Source organism: Pseudomonas sp. GL-B-26 (assembly GCF_019947405.1).
In the GTDB taxonomy this organism is placed as follows: Bacteria; Pseudomonadota; Gammaproteobacteria; order Pseudomonadales; family Pseudomonadaceae; genus Aquipseudomonas.
The window spans coordinates 1-12973 of the sequence record NZ_JAGYGJ010000081.1; the positions used below are offsets into that span (position 1 = coordinate 1).

The following is a 12973-nucleotide window of genomic DNA, read 5'->3' on the forward strand; positions in this document are numbered from 1 at the left end:
GTCAGTATCAATGTTGACTGACACACCGCATTCGCGAGCAAGCCCGCTCCCACATTAGATCGTGGTCGGCTTAGGCGCCCGCGATCAACTGCCGAGCCGCCTGGCTGTGATCGGCAATCAACCCCTTCAAATCCAGCCCTTCAACCTGCCCATCAATCACCCGCCATTTGCCGCCGACCATCACCCGATCCGCCCGATCAGCGCCGCACAGCAGCAACGCCGACACCGGATCATGACTGCCGGAGAACCGCAGCTCATCCAGCTTGAACAGTGCCAGATCCGCTTGCTTGCCCACCGCCAGCTCGCCGATATCGCTACGCCCGAGCAAACTCGCCGAACCCTTGGTCGCCCACCCCAGCACCAGTTCCGGCGTGATCTTCTCGGCGCCATAACGCAGCCGCTGAATGTACAGCGCCTGACGGGTTTCCAGCATCATGTTCGACGCATCGTTGGACGCCGAACCGTCCACGCCCAAGCCCAGCAACGCGCCGGCAGCGGTCAGGTCCAGGGTCGGGCAAATGCCGGAAGCCAGGCGCATGTTCGAACTCGGGCAATGGCAAATCCCGGTGCCGGCGGCGCCGAGGCGAGCGATTTCGTCCGGGTTGAAGTGGATGCCGTGAGCGAGCCAGGTACGTGGGCCGAGCCAGCCGACGCTGTCCAGGTAATCCACGGTGCGCAACCCGAAGCGTTGCAGACAGAAGTCTTCTTCGTCGAGGGTTTCGGCCAGATGGGTGTGCAGGCGCACGTCGAGTTTGTTCGCCAGTTCGGCGCTGGCGGACATGATTTCCGGGGTCACCGAGAACGGTGAGCAGGGCGCCAGGGCGATCTGGATTTGCGCGCCATCGCCACGTTCGTGGTACTCGGCGATCAAACGTTGGCTGTCGGCGAGGATCACTTCACCTTCCTGCACTGTCTGCTGCGGCGGCAGGCCGCCGTCCTTCTCGCCGAGGCTCATGGAACCGCGCGTCAGCATGGCGCGCATGCCCAGTTCGCGGACGCTCTCGACTTGTACGTCGATCGCATTTTCCAGGCCTTGCGGAAACAGGTAATGGTGATCGGCCGCGGTGGTGCAGCCAGACAGCAGCAATTCGGCCAACGCGACTTTGCTGGCGAGGGCGAGTTTTTCAGGGGTGAGGCGGGCCCAGACCGGGTAGAGAGTTTTCAGCCACGGGAACAACGGCTGATTGACCACCGGCGCCCAGGCGCGGGTCAGGGTTTGATAGAAGTGGTGATGGGTGTTGATCAGTCCCGGCAGGATCACATGCTCGCGGGCATCGAAGACTTGTCCACAGGGTGCGGAAGGTTGCTGGCCGGCGGCGAGCACTTCGACGATCAAACCGTCTTGCAGCACCAGGCCGCCACGGGCATCGAGGCCATTGGCAGTGAAGATCGCGAGGGGATTTTTTAACCAGATACGGGTCGCAGGCATGTTGGCCGGCTCCTCTGAAAGTTGGGTTCAGGTTAGCCAGCTCAGTGATTACCCTGTCTGCTGATCCAGGGTCGCCGCGGGGACGAGGTGCGGAGTTTCAATCAAAAAAGCTCGGCAGACAAGCCTCGCCCGACAGGACAACACAAATCCCACAGGGGAAGGGGGGGTTACCAGGGAATGGTTTCACCCCGGTAATTCACAAAATGATGCCCGCCCTTGCCGGTATACGCATTCACCTGATCGACCAATCCGCGCGTACTGGTTTCCACATCAATGTCGGCACCTTCACCGCCCATGTCGGTTTTCACCCAACCCGGATGCAGCGACAGCACGGTGAGTTTCTGCTCGCCCAACTGAGTGACGAAGCTGCTGGTCATCGAGTTCAGCGCCGCTTTACTGGCCTTGTACAACGCCAGCTCGGGTGCATCCGGCATGGTCACGCTGCCCAGCACCGAACTCATGAACGCCAGCACGCCGCTGTCCGGACGAATCTGCCCGACAAAGCGTTGAGCCAGATTGATCGGCGCCACCGCATTGGTGAAGAACAGTTGGCCGACCTCGGTCAGGGTCGCGCCGCCCGGCGTTTGAACTTCCGGGCCTTTGACCCCGGCATTCACGAACAGCAGGTCAAACACTTCGCCCTTGAGTTGTTGGCTCAGGGCGATGACCGCCTGCTGATCGTCCATGTCGAGTTTTTCGATCCGCACCTTGCCCAAGGCCTGCAGGGCTTCGGCGTTCTGCGGGTTGCGTACGGTGGCGGTGACCTGCCAACCGTCGGCCAGCAGGGTTTTCACCAGACCGAGGCCCAAACCCCGGGAGGCACCGATGATGAGTGCGGTTTTTGCCGTAGACATAAGTGGCTTCCTTGATAAATGAGGATCACGGATTCAATGGACAACGCTGGCCGAGCCGTTGCTGCAACTCCTGACGCAACGCGTCGAGTTCGGCCATGCGAGTTTCGATCAGTTTGAGTTTGTCTTGCAGCAATTGCGTGACGGCGCTGTCCGGATCGGGCGACTGCCATATCGCGGCGACGCTGTTGCCGATCTCGCCGAGGGTAAAGCCCAATCGCTGAGCGGTCTTGATGTACTGCACCAGTTGCACCATGTCCGCCGGATAGTCGCGATAACCGTTGGCGCTGCGTTGCGCCGCAATCAACCCGCGCTGCTCGTAGAAGCGCAGCGTGTCGCGGCTGACGGCGCTGGCTTGGGCTAATTCACCGATGCGCATCATGACATCTCGAGAGGGCTTGACCCTGGAGCATACTCCAGGCTTTAGCCTTGTTGCTCCCTGAATTTATGGAGCAAGACGGATGTGGACTTCAACGCAATATCGCCGGTTGGTGAAGGGTAGCGCCTGGTATGACTTGATCGTCATGGTGGCGTTTGTCACGCCGTGGAGTTTTGCGGCGTTGCATGGAGTTTTGTTGAGCGTGAGTCAGGCGTTCAACTTGTCCGGCGAGTTGCCACCGTTTGAGCCGATGCACATGCTGATGGCCAATTTGTTGGGGTCGATTGTCTGCGTGTGGGCGGTGCTGCGGATTCGGGATCCGCAGCAGGTGTTTGGGCGGTATGACGCGGTGGGGCGGTTTTTGTTTGCAGCCTGGCAGGCTTATGCCTTGGCTCATGGCGGGAGTTCGCTATTGGTGATTTTCCTGTTCTTTGAATTGGCGTGGGGCGTAGCTCAGGTGTTGCCTGTTCGGGCGCTTTCGCGAGCAAGCCCGCTCTCACAGTAGATGTGGGTTGATCACAAAATCCAGGCTCGACTCGGTCCAAATGTGGGAGCGGGCTTGCTCGCGAATAGGCCCGTCCGGCTAACCCCTAATGCCCGGCCCGCCACGGCTGCCCCAACGACACCGGCGCATACAACCGCGTACGCAGCGCATCTCGCGACAGCAGCACCAACACCACAATGGTCGCGACATACGGCAGCATCGCCAGCAGACTCGACGGAATCGCCAGCCCCAACCCCTGCGCCACCAAATGCAGGATGCTGGCGAGTCCGAACAGATACGCTCCCAGCAGCAACCGCCACACCCGCCAACTGGCAAACACCACCAGTGCCAGGGCAATCCAGCCCCGGCCGGCACTCATGTTCTCCGCCCACATCGGCGTATAAGCCAGCGACAAATAAGCCCCGGCCAACCCGGCCATCGCCCCACCAAACAGCACCGCCAACGTGCGCACGCCCAACACCGGCAAGCCCATGGCACTGGCCGCATCCGGGTTTTCCCCGACCGCCTGAATGATCAGCCCGACGCGACTTTTCACAATCACCCAGGTCACCAGCGCAAACAACGCGAACGACACATACACCAACAGATCCTGCGCAAACAGCATCCGCCCGATCAGCGGGATTTCACTCAAATAAGGAATCGCCACCGGCTCAAAACCTGCCAGCGGTTTACCGACCCACGCCGCGCCGACAAAGGTCGACAGGCCCACGCCGAAGATCGTCAGCGCCAACCCGGTGGCCACCTGATTGGCGTTGAACACCAGCGCCACCAGCGCAAACAGGGACGACAACAGCATCCCGGCAAGCATCGCCAGCAACACACCGAGCCACAGGTTGCCGCTGCTCAACGCGACGATAAAACCGATCACCGCACCAAACAGCATCATGCCTTCCTGGCCGAGGTTCAGAACGCCGCTCTTCTCGCAGATCAGTTCGCCCAGCGCCACCAACAGCAACGGCGTGCCGCAACGGACCATGGCGTAGAAAATATTGCTCAGCAGATCGATATCCATCACAGCGCTCCTGCTCGTACGGCGGTGGCTTGTGCACGATGGGACCAGCGCAGGTTCAAACGCGGTCGGTAGAGAATCAGCACGTCACTGGCCAGCAGGAAAAACAGCATCATTCCCTGGAACAATTGGGTGATTGCTTGCGGCAGATTCATGCTCATCTGCGCGCTCTCGCCGCCGATGTACAGCAGCGCCATCAGCAGGCTGGAAAACAGAATACCGATGGGATTGAGTCGCCCGAGAAACGCCACGGTGATCGCGGCATAGCCGTAACCGGGCGAGACTTGCGGCACCAGTTGGCCGATCGGCCCGGTGACTTCACACACCCCGGCCAGCCCCGCCAATCCTCCGCTGATCAACAGCGCCAGCCATATCAGCCGCTTCTCGCGAAAGCCGACAAAACCCGCAGCACGCTTGTCCAGCCCGAGGACTTTGATCTGGAACCCGACAAAGCTTTTCTGCAGCAACACCCACACCGCCACCAACGCGAGCAAGGCGAAATACACGCCCATGTGGACCCGGCCATCCTCCATCAGCAGCGGCAATCGGCTGGCATCACCGAACATCGCTGATTCGGGAAAGTTGAACCCCGCCGGATCCTTTAGCGGCCCATGCACGCAGAACAGCAGCAGGTTCAGGGCGATGTAATTGAGCATGATGCTGGTGAGGATTTCATTGGCATTGAAACGCGTGCGCAACCACGCCGTCAGCCCGGCCCACGCGGCACCGGCCAGGGTACCGACGAGCAGGATCAGCACCAGCGCCCAGCGGCTTTGCATACCGATGATGTTCACCGCCAATGCACTGCCGGCCAGCGCACCGAGCAGCAACTGACCTTCGGCGCCGATGTTCCAGATTCGTGCTTGGTACGCCACCGCCAGACCCAATGCACAAAGCAGAATCGGCAGCGCTTTGACCAATAGTTCGGAGACGCCATACAAGTCGCTGACCGGTGCGATCAGCAAGGTGTGCAGGGTGAGCAGCGGATCGTGACCCAGCGCAATAAACAGCAGCGAGCCACAGCCCAACGTCAGGACAGCCGCCAGCAACGGCGAGCACCACAGCATCAGGCGCGATTGGTGGCCACGAGGTTCGAGAGAAAGCAGCATGTGAAACTCCGTTAAACCATTGCACGTGATTGAGGAGCGTCGAACTCGCCGGCCATCCAGCCGCCGACCTCGATCAGGCGGGTGTCGACCGTGGGCTTGAGCGGTGACAATCGACCACCGCACAAAGCGCCGAGGCGATCGCTGATCTGGAACAGTTCGTCGAGGTCTTCGGAGATCACCAGGATCGCCGCGCCGGCGTCGCGCAAGGCAATCAGCGCCCGGTGAATGGTCGCGGCAGCGCCGACGTCCACGCCCCAGGTCGGGTGCGCGGCCACCAGCAGTTTCGGTTGCTGCAGGATTTCCCGGCCGAGGATGAATTTCTGCAAGTTGCCGCCGGACAGGCTGCGGGCCGGTGTCTGGGTGTCGGGTGTCTTCACCCCGTAGCGGCGGATAATTTCTTCGGCCAGCGCTTCGACCTTGCCGCGCTGGATCAGGCCGTTGCTGATCAGCCCTTGTTGAAAGGCTGTGAGCAGGGCGTTGTCAGCCAGGCTCAGGTCCGGCACCGCACCATGACCCAGACGTTCAGCAGGGACAAAGGCCAGGCCCAGTTTGCGCCGTGCATCCGGCCGCAAGTGCGCCACCGGTTGCCCGGCGAAATTGATCGTTGCGCCGTCGTTGCGGCTGAGCGGTTCTTCGCCACTGAGCAGGGCCAGCAACTCATCCTGACCATTGCCCGCAACCCCGGCGATGCCGACGATTTCGCCACTGCGCACTTCAAGCCCGATGTCCTTCAGCGAACAGCCGAACGGATCCGGGTTGTGCCAGGACAAGCCCGTCACGTTCAGGAATGCATTAGCGCCAGTGGCTTTCGGATAATCCGTAATCAGCGCAGCGGCTTCGCCGACCATCAACTGCGCCAGTTGCCGATCCGAACACTCGGCCGGCACGCAATGCCCGGCCACCCGACCGCCGCGCAACACCGTGGCGCTGTGGCACAACGCGCGAACTTCACCGAGTTTGTGGCTGATAAACAGAATGCTGCAGCCCTCGGTGGCCAGTCGACGCAGGGTGACGAACAATTCGTCGGCCTCTTGCGGAGTCAGCACCGAGGTCGGCTCATCGAGAATCAGCAGACGGATGTCCTGCATCAGGCAACGAATGATTTCCACCCGCTGGCGTTCACCGATCGACAGGCTGTGGACAAGTCGCTCCGGCTCCAGCGCCATGCCGTAACGCCGGGAGACTTCACGGATTTTCGGCTCAAGCTGCTTCGGTGTGCCAGCCGCCGCGCCCATCGCCAAGGCAATGTTCTGCGCCACGCTTAGCGTCTCGAACAGCGAGAAATGCTGGAACACCATACCGACTCCCAGCCCCCGAGCCTGAGCCGGGTTGCGCAGGGTCACGCGTTGCCCTTGCCAGATCATCTCTCCCGAGTCTGCATGGATGACGCCGTAGATGACCTTCATCAGCGTACTTTTGCCCGCGCCGTTTTCGCCGAGCAGGGCGTGGATTTCGCCGGGTGCAATGCTCAGATCGATAGCGTCGTTGGCCAGGCAACCGGGGTAGCGCTTGCTGATTCTGCGCAGTTGCAGACGAGGTGTTGGATCGGGGATCGGCACGGGGTTGGGCATGACAGGCTCGGGTCGATTGAAGTGATGCCTGTGGACAAAGCAATTTTCTGGCCATTGAGTCAGGAAAACTCAACAGCGTTACAGGCAAAGGCTTGGAAGACGACGGCTTGCCCTATGTCGATCCCGAACCAGGCACCACTTGAGGGCAACGTCGTTGATCAGGCTCCGGTTTTGCTCAGGGTGTTTGATCAAAAAACGAGCAACCGACGACAAGCCACGCCGGACATGGGGCGGCGACAGCCATGAACGGGTTATCCACAGATTGCTCCACAGTATTTGTGCGCAAGCCCGAAGCTCGGGCATAAGCACTGTGTGGCTTTCTTCTAAAGGTGATAAACCGCTCTAACTGATTGTTTTTACGTGGATTTAGCTTTTTTGATGGCGGATTGGTCGAAAAGTGAGCAAAGCCCGCAAAGCCGCATGACAGAAGGGTTGCAGCCGGGTGTGCTCAGGTTATCCACAGCCGGGTGCACAGTAGATGTGGGCAAATGCACCGGTTCGACGAAAGGGCTGCGAACGTTATTGGTGCGATTAGTGCTGCAACAAAATGCGTCCGCGACTCAGATCCGCCAGCTGCGTCTGCAGGGTGTCTATCTGGCTTTCGCCGATCGCCAATTGCAGTTCTACGCCGTTGGCCGTGAACGTTTCTTCCACAACCAAGCCACCCAGTTCCGCCACCCGAAGCTTCACCAGCGGCAACTCTGCAAACGCACAGGCACAACTCACCGACACCCGACTGATCAGTTCAACCTTTGCCGCCGCTTGCAGGCACTTGTTGGCGCCGCCGCCATACGCCCGGGCGAGGCCACCGGTGCCGAGTTGAATGCCGCCATACCAACGAATCACCAGCACCGCGACCTGATCGCAATCCTGCGCGTCGATTGCCGCCAGAATCGGTCGGCCAGCGGTGCCGCCGGGCTCACCATCGTCAGTGCTGCGGTATTGCTCGCCAAGTTTCCAGGCCCAGCAATTGTGCGAGGCATTCAAATCGCTGTGCTGTTCGATGAACGCCTGGGCTTCAGCAGGGCTGCTGATCGGCGCGGCGAAAGTGATGAAGCGGCTTTTGCGAATCTCTTCGCGGTACTCGCAAAAACCGCTGAGGGTAAAAGGCATAAGTGTCTTAGATCGTTGGCGTCAGGCCGCAGCCTTTGAGAATGATGCGGATCAGGTTGTTGCCGGCGTCTTCCATGTCCTGCTTGGTCAACTTGGTGCGCCCGCTGACACGGCAGATCTGTGTGGCGAAATCGGCGTAATGCTGAGTGCTGCCCCACAACAGGAAGATCAGGTTCACCGGGTCGACCGGGTCCATTTTCCCGGCGTCGATCCACGCTTGGAACACGCCCGCCCGGCCCTGGAACCAGGCGCGATAGTCCTGGTTGAAGTACTCGGTCAGGCATTCGCCACCGCTGATGACTTCCATCGCGAAGATCCGCGAGGCTTGCGGCTGGCGACGGGAGAATTCCATCTTGGCGCGGATGTAACGCGTCAGCGCTTCGGCCGGATCATCTTCAGCGGTCAGGGTGTTGAAGGTGCTGTCCCACAACTGGAGGATGTTGCTCAACACCGCCACGTACAAACCGAGTTTGTTGGTGAAGTAGTAATGCAGGTTCGCCTTGGGCAACCCGGCATTCAGGGCGATGGTGTTCATACTGGTGCCTTTGAACCCGTGACGGGCGAACTCGTCTTCGGCGGCTTTGATGATGGTCTCTTCGTTCTTCTGACGAATGCGGCTGGCAGGTTTGCCGCCGTGAGCGGGGACTTCAAAGGTCATAGGCACTTCCGAACAGGTGGGTGGGTGCAACCAGTGCGTTGATAGCGCACCCACAGGCATCAGACAAGTCCTGACGCAATAAAACCTAGCGTGTCGCAGCCAGGCTCTCCAAAAAACTTTCCAGCACCAAATGCGGGCGACGGCCCTTGCGGGTGACCGATGCAAGGCTCAGGTCATAAAAACGCACCTTTGGTTTCAGCGCACGCAATCGGCCCTGCTGCACCCAGAGGCTGGCGTAGTGGTCCGGCAGGTAGCCGATGTAGCGTCCGGTGAGGATCAGGAACGCCATGCCTTCACGGTCCGAGGCACTGGCGGTGCAATTGAGCGCTTGGTAATGGGCCTGGATTTCCGCGGGCAAACGGAAAGTCGGTGCGATGGCGTCCTGGCTATTGAGGCGCTCGTCATCCAGTTGTTTATCGTCGACATAAAACAACGGATGACCAACCGCGCAATACAGCAGCGAGCGTTCGCTATAGAGCGGCTGATATTCCAGCCCCGACAGCGCGCTGGCTTGCGGCACCACGCCGACATGCAATCGACCGTCGAGCACGCCTTGTTCGACTTCATTGGGCGCGATCATGCGGATCTGAATCTGCACGTCCGGCCCGCGTTCCTTCAATTGCGCCAAGGCGTGGGTGATGCGCATGTGGGGCAGGGTGACCAGGTTGTCGGTCAGGCCGATGGTCAATTCGCCGCGCAGATGTTGGTGCAGACCGTTGACCTCGGTGCGAAAACTTTCCAGCGCACTTAGTAGCTGCAATGCCGATTGATAGACCTCGCGGCCTTCCTCGGTCAGGGAAAATCCTGCGCGACCGCGTTGGCACAAGCGCAAACCGAGGCGCTGTTCCAGATCGCTCATTTGCTGGCTGATGGCCGAGCGGCCGATCCCCAGCACCGACTCCGCTGCGGAGAAGCCGCCGCACTCCACCACACTGCGAAAGATCCGAAGCAGGCGGATATCAAAGTCACTGACTTGCGCCAGCGGATCGGGGCGACGGCTGCTCATAGTTTAGTAATGACCTGACTGAACGTTAGAAGAGTTGGATTTCACCGACTTTATCCTCGTGGCAATTTAGCTGCAAGAACGCTTTTGATCTCTATGCCGCTTATTGCCCTGCGAGGTTTTGCCCATGAACTTGCCTGAAAACAACCCGACTTCCCTGGCCAGCCAGCTCAAGCTCGATGCTCACTGGATGCCCTACACCGCCAACCGTAATTTCCAGCGCGATCCGCGACTGATCGTGGCGGCAGAAGGCAGTTGGCTGATCGATGACAAGGGCCGCAAGGTTTACGACTCGCTCTCTGGTTTGTGGACCTGTGGCGCCGGGCATACCCGTAAGGAAATTCAGGAAGCGGTCGCCAAGCAATTGGGTACCCTCGATTACTCGCCGGGCTTCCAGTACGGCCATCCGCTGTCGTTCCAGCTGGCTGAGAAAATCACTGACCTGACCCCGGGCAATCTGAATCATGTGTTCTTCACTGACTCGGGCTCCGAGTGTGCTGACACAGCGGTGAAGATGGTTCGTGCTTACTGGCGTCTGAAAGGCCAGGCCACCAAGACCAAAATGATCGGCCGTGCACGTGGTTATCACGGCGTGAACATCGCCGGCACCAGCCTCGGCGGCGTGAACGGCAACCGCAAAATGTTCGGTCAGGCGATGATGGACGTCGATCACCTGCCGCACACCTTGCTGGCAAGCAATGCTTATTCCCGTGGCATGCCGAAAGAGGGCGGTATCGCCCTGGCGGATGAGCTGCTCAAGTTGATCGAGCTGCATGACGCTTCGAACATCGCTGCAGTGTTCGTCGAGCCAATGGCCGGTTCGGCTGGCGTACTGGTGCCACCACAGGGTTATCTCAAACGTCTGCGCGAGATCTGCGATCAGCACAACATCCTGCTGGTGTTCGACGAAGTGATCACCGGTTTCGGCCGTACCGGTTCGATGTTCGGCGCTGACAGCTTCGGCGTGACCCCGGACCTGATGTGCATCGCCAAACAAGTCACTAACGGCGCGATTCCGATGGGCGCGGTGATTGCCAGCTCCGAGATCTACCAGACTTTCATGAACCAGGCGACGCCTGAGTACGCGGTGGAATTCCCGCACGGCTACACCTATTCCGCGCACCCGGTGGCTTGCGCTGCTGGCCTGGCAGCACTCGACCTGCTGCAAAAGGAAAACCTGGTGCAGAGCGTGGCCGAAGTCGCGCCGCATTTTGAAAATGCGCTGCACGGTCTGAAGGGCTCGAAAAACATCATCGATATTCGTAACTATGGCCTGGCCGGTGCGATCCAGATCGCGCCGCGTGACGGCGACGCCATCGTGCGTCCGTTCGAAGCCGGCATGGCATTGTGGAAAGCCGGGTTCTACGTGCGCTTCGGCGGCGACACCCTGCAGTTCGGCCCAACCTTCAACAGCAAGCCGCAAGACCTTGATCGTCTGTTCGACGCGGTCGGCGAAGTGCTGAACAAGATCGACTGATTCTCCCCTCTATATAGAGGCGCCCTTTGAAGGGCGCCTGTGGACAACTTTTCAGGAGTGCTGCATGAGCCTTATCCCGCATTTGATCAATGGCGAATTGGTGACCGAAGAAGGCCGCACGGCCGACGTGTTCAACCCGTCTACCGGCCAGGCGATCCACAAGCTGCCGTTGGCCAGCCGCGAAACCATTCAAAAAGCCATCGACTCGGCCAAGGCTGCGTTCCCGGCTTGGCGCAATACTCCGCCCGCCAAGCGTGCGCAGGTGATGTTCCGCTTCAAGCAATTGCTGGAGCAGAACGAAGCGCGTATCGCTCAACTGATCAGCGAAGAACACGGCAAGACGCTGGAAGATGCTGCTGGTGAACTGAAGCGCGGTATCGAGAACGTTGAGTTCGCTTGCGCGGCACCGGAAATCCTCAAGGGCGAGTACAGCCGTAACGTCGGCCCGAATATCGATGCCTGGTCGGACTTCCAGCCGCTGGGCGTGGTGGCCGGTATTACGCCGTTCAACTTCCCGGCCATGGTGCCGCTGTGGATGTATCCGCTGGCGATCGTCTGCGGCAACTGCTTCATCCTCAAACCATCCGAGCGTGATCCAAGCTCCACGCTGTTGATCGCTCAATTGCTGTTGGAAGCCGGTCTGCCAAAAGGCGTGCTGAGCGTAGTGCATGGCGACAAGGCTGCGGTGGACGCGCTGATCGAAGCGCCGGAAGTCAAAGCGTTGAGCTTCGTTGGTTCGACGCCGATTGCCGAGTACATTTACGCCGAAGGCACCAAGCGCGGCAAACGCGTTCAGGCACTGGGTGGCGCGAAGAACCATGCGGTGCTGATGCCGGATGCGGATCTGGATAACGCGGTCAGCGCGCTGATGGGCGCGGCCTATGGTTCTTGCGGTGAGCGTTGCATGGCGATCTCGGTGGCTGTGTGCGTCGGTGACCAGGTGGCGGATGCGCTGGTGGCCAAGTTGGTACCGCAGATCAAGGCGCTGAAAATCGGTGCCGGTACTTCATGCGGTCTGGACATGGGGCCGCTGGTTTCCGGTCAGGCTCGCGACAAAGTCAGTGGCTATATAGAAGACGGTGTTTCATCCGGTGCTTCTTTGGTGGTCGACGGTCGTGGTCTGAGCGTGGCCGGTCATGAGGAAGGGTTCTTCCTGGGTGGCTGCCTGTTCGACAACGTCACACCAGAAATGCGCATCTATAAAGAAGAGATCTTCGGGCCGGTGCTGTGTGTTGTCCGGGTTAACAGCCTGGAAGAGGCGATGCAGCTGATCAACGATCACGAGTATGGCAACGGCACCTGCATCTTTACCCGTGATGGGGAAGCGGCGCGGTTGTTCTGCGACGAGATCGAAGTCGGTATGGTCGGCGTAAACGTACCGCTGCCGGTACCGGTGGCTTATCACAGCTTTGGCGGCTGGAAGCGCTCGCTGTTCGGCGACTTGCATGCGTATGGTCCGGATGGCGTGCGTTTCTACACCCGTCGCAAGGCCATTACCCAGCGCTGGCCACAACGGGCTAGCCATGAAGCTTCGCAGTTCGCATTCCCTAGCTTGTAAGTAGAAGGGAAGAAGGCCGGCCCCTTGGGGCCGGCCTTTGCGTTTCAGGGGCTGTTTTCACCTATATGACAGAATTGTGAAGATAGGTGTTGACGGCAGATTCTGGAAGTCTATAATTCGCCCCACTTCCGGCGCAGTCGAAACGGAAAACTCCTTGGTAAACAATGAGTTACGCAGTTTTCGGCAGCGAGTTGCTTCAGGTCATCGAAGCCCAGAAGGAGTCGGTCAGGCAGGGTGGTTTAGCTTGATTGACGATTCGATCTTCTCGGTCGAAAGCGGAACAAAAGAGGTGTTGACAGCAGCGAGTAACG

At 59.7% G+C, this 12973-nt stretch carries 12 protein-coding genes; 3 read left to right on the plus strand and 9 right to left on the minus strand.

The annotated features are described in order from the left end of the window. Window positions 1–70: 70 nt before the first annotated feature. The 3 genes from KGB23_RS29535 to KGB23_RS29545 all read right to left on the minus strand — a co-directional run bounded on the left by KGB23_RS29535 (window position 71) and on the right by KGB23_RS29545 (window position 2659). Complete coding sequence (locus KGB23_RS29535) at window positions 71–1429, minus strand: 8-oxoguanine deaminase (RefSeq protein WP_223433628.1); 1359 nt, start codon at window positions 1427–1429, stop codon at window positions 71–73. 167 nt (window positions 1430–1596) lie between these two features. Next, the gene (locus tag KGB23_RS29540) at window positions 1597–2283 is read right to left on the minus strand and encodes an SDR family oxidoreductase (protein WP_223433629.1); all 687 of its coding nucleotides are present in this window, start codon (window positions 2281–2283) and stop codon (window positions 1597–1599) included. Between the two features lie 25 nt (window positions 2284–2308). Continuing rightward, the gene (locus KGB23_RS29545; protein ID WP_223433636.1) at window positions 2309–2659 is read right to left on the minus strand and encodes a MerR family transcriptional regulator; all 351 of its coding nucleotides are present in this window, start codon (window positions 2657–2659) and stop codon (window positions 2309–2311) included. Between the two features lie 82 nt (window positions 2660–2741). Between KGB23_RS29545 and KGB23_RS29550 the strand changes: the two genes are divergently transcribed. Further along, window positions 2742–3164: a hypothetical protein gene (locus KGB23_RS29550; RefSeq protein WP_223433630.1), complete on the plus strand. Its 423-nt coding sequence runs from the start codon at window positions 2742–2744 to the stop codon at window positions 3162–3164. 85 nt (window positions 3165–3249) lie between these two features. On the opposite strand, the gene KGB23_RS29555 is transcribed toward KGB23_RS29550, so the two are convergent. From KGB23_RS29555 to KGB23_RS29580, 6 genes are all read right to left on the minus strand, one after another. Continuing rightward, window positions 3250–4176, minus strand: a complete 927-nt coding sequence (locus KGB23_RS29555; RefSeq protein ID WP_223433631.1) for an ABC transporter permease — start codon at window positions 4174–4176, stop codon at window positions 3250–3252. Then, window positions 4176–5282 carry an ABC transporter permease gene (locus KGB23_RS29560; RefSeq protein WP_223433632.1) on the minus strand — a complete coding sequence of 369 codons (1107 nt, stop codon included), beginning with the start codon at window positions 5280–5282 and terminating at the stop codon, window positions 4176–4178. The genes KGB23_RS29555 and KGB23_RS29560 overlap by 1 nt, the downstream gene beginning before the upstream one ends. A gap of 11 nt (window positions 5283–5293) precedes the next feature. Then, window positions 5294–6853, minus strand: a complete 1560-nt coding sequence (locus KGB23_RS29565) for an ABC transporter ATP-binding protein (protein WP_223433633.1) — start codon at window positions 6851–6853, stop codon at window positions 5294–5296. Between the two features lie 531 nt (window positions 6854–7384). Continuing rightward, the gene (locus KGB23_RS29570; protein WP_223433634.1) at window positions 7385–7966 is read right to left on the minus strand and encodes an IMPACT family protein; all 582 of its coding nucleotides are present in this window, start codon (window positions 7964–7966) and stop codon (window positions 7385–7387) included. A 7-nt stretch (window positions 7967–7973) separates the two neighbouring features. Next, the gene (locus tag KGB23_RS29575; RefSeq protein WP_046044703.1) at window positions 7974–8624 is read right to left on the minus strand and encodes a TetR/AcrR family transcriptional regulator; all 651 of its coding nucleotides are present in this window, start codon (window positions 8622–8624) and stop codon (window positions 7974–7976) included. Window positions 8625–8709: 85 nt separating this feature from the next. After that, on the minus strand, window positions 8710–9630 hold the full coding sequence (locus tag KGB23_RS29580; RefSeq protein ID WP_046044702.1) for a LysR family transcriptional regulator: 921 nt from the start codon (window positions 9628–9630) through the stop codon (window positions 8710–8712). 124 nt (window positions 9631–9754) lie between these two features. Here KGB23_RS29580 and KGB23_RS29585 point away from each other — a divergent pair, with 124 nt between their 5' ends. Both KGB23_RS29585 and KGB23_RS29590 read left to right on the plus strand, forming a co-directional pair. Further along, window positions 9755–11104 carry an aspartate aminotransferase family protein gene (locus KGB23_RS29585; RefSeq protein ID WP_095127265.1) on the plus strand — a complete coding sequence of 450 codons (1350 nt, stop codon included), beginning with the start codon at window positions 9755–9757 and terminating at the stop codon, window positions 11102–11104. A 64-nt stretch (window positions 11105–11168) separates the two neighbouring features. Beyond that, window positions 11169–12662 carry a CoA-acylating methylmalonate-semialdehyde dehydrogenase gene (locus tag KGB23_RS29590; protein WP_223433635.1) on the plus strand — a complete coding sequence of 498 codons (1494 nt, stop codon included), beginning with the start codon at window positions 11169–11171 and terminating at the stop codon, window positions 12660–12662. Window positions 12663–12973 lie beyond the last annotated feature (311 nt).

What these genes read in the sequence shown, in the direction of transcription:
- KGB23_RS29535 (WP_223433628.1), bottom strand. Translation starts at nt 1,429, where the DNA reads ATGCCTGCGACCCGTATCTGGTTAAAAAATCCCCTCGCGATCTTCACT.
- KGB23_RS29540 (WP_223433629.1), bottom strand. Translation starts at nt 2,283, where the DNA reads ATGTCTACGGCAAAAACCGCACTCATCATCGGTGCCTCCCGGGGTTTG.
- KGB23_RS29545 (WP_223433636.1), bottom strand. Translation starts at nt 2,659, where the DNA reads ATGCGCATCGGTGAATTAGCCCAAGCCAGCGCCGTCAGCCGCGACACG.
- KGB23_RS29550 (WP_223433630.1), top strand. Translation starts at nt 2,742, where the DNA reads ATGTGGACTTCAACGCAATATCGCCGGTTGGTGAAGGGTAGCGCCTGG.
- KGB23_RS29555 (WP_223433631.1), bottom strand. Translation starts at nt 4,176, where the DNA reads ATGGATATCGATCTGCTGAGCAATATTTTCTACGCCATGGTCCGTTGC.
- KGB23_RS29560 (WP_223433632.1), bottom strand. Translation starts at nt 5,282, where the DNA reads ATGCTGCTTTCTCTCGAACCTCGTGGCCACCAATCGCGCCTGATGCTG.
- KGB23_RS29565 (WP_223433633.1), bottom strand. Translation starts at nt 6,853, where the DNA reads ATGCCCAACCCCGTGCCGATCCCCGATCCAACACCTCGTCTGCAACTG.
- KGB23_RS29570 (WP_223433634.1), bottom strand. Translation starts at nt 7,966, where the DNA reads ATGCCTTTTACCCTCAGCGGTTTTTGCGAGTACCGCGAAGAGATTCGC.
- KGB23_RS29575 (WP_046044703.1), bottom strand. Translation starts at nt 8,624, where the DNA reads ATGACCTTTGAAGTCCCCGCTCACGGCGGCAAACCTGCCAGCCGCATT.
- KGB23_RS29580 (WP_046044702.1), bottom strand. Translation starts at nt 9,630, where the DNA reads ATGAGCAGCCGTCGCCCCGATCCGCTGGCGCAAGTCAGTGACTTTGAT.
- KGB23_RS29585 (WP_095127265.1), top strand. Translation starts at nt 9,755, where the DNA reads ATGAACTTGCCTGAAAACAACCCGACTTCCCTGGCCAGCCAGCTCAAG.
- KGB23_RS29590 (WP_223433635.1), top strand. Translation starts at nt 11,169, where the DNA reads ATGAGCCTTATCCCGCATTTGATCAATGGCGAATTGGTGACCGAAGAA.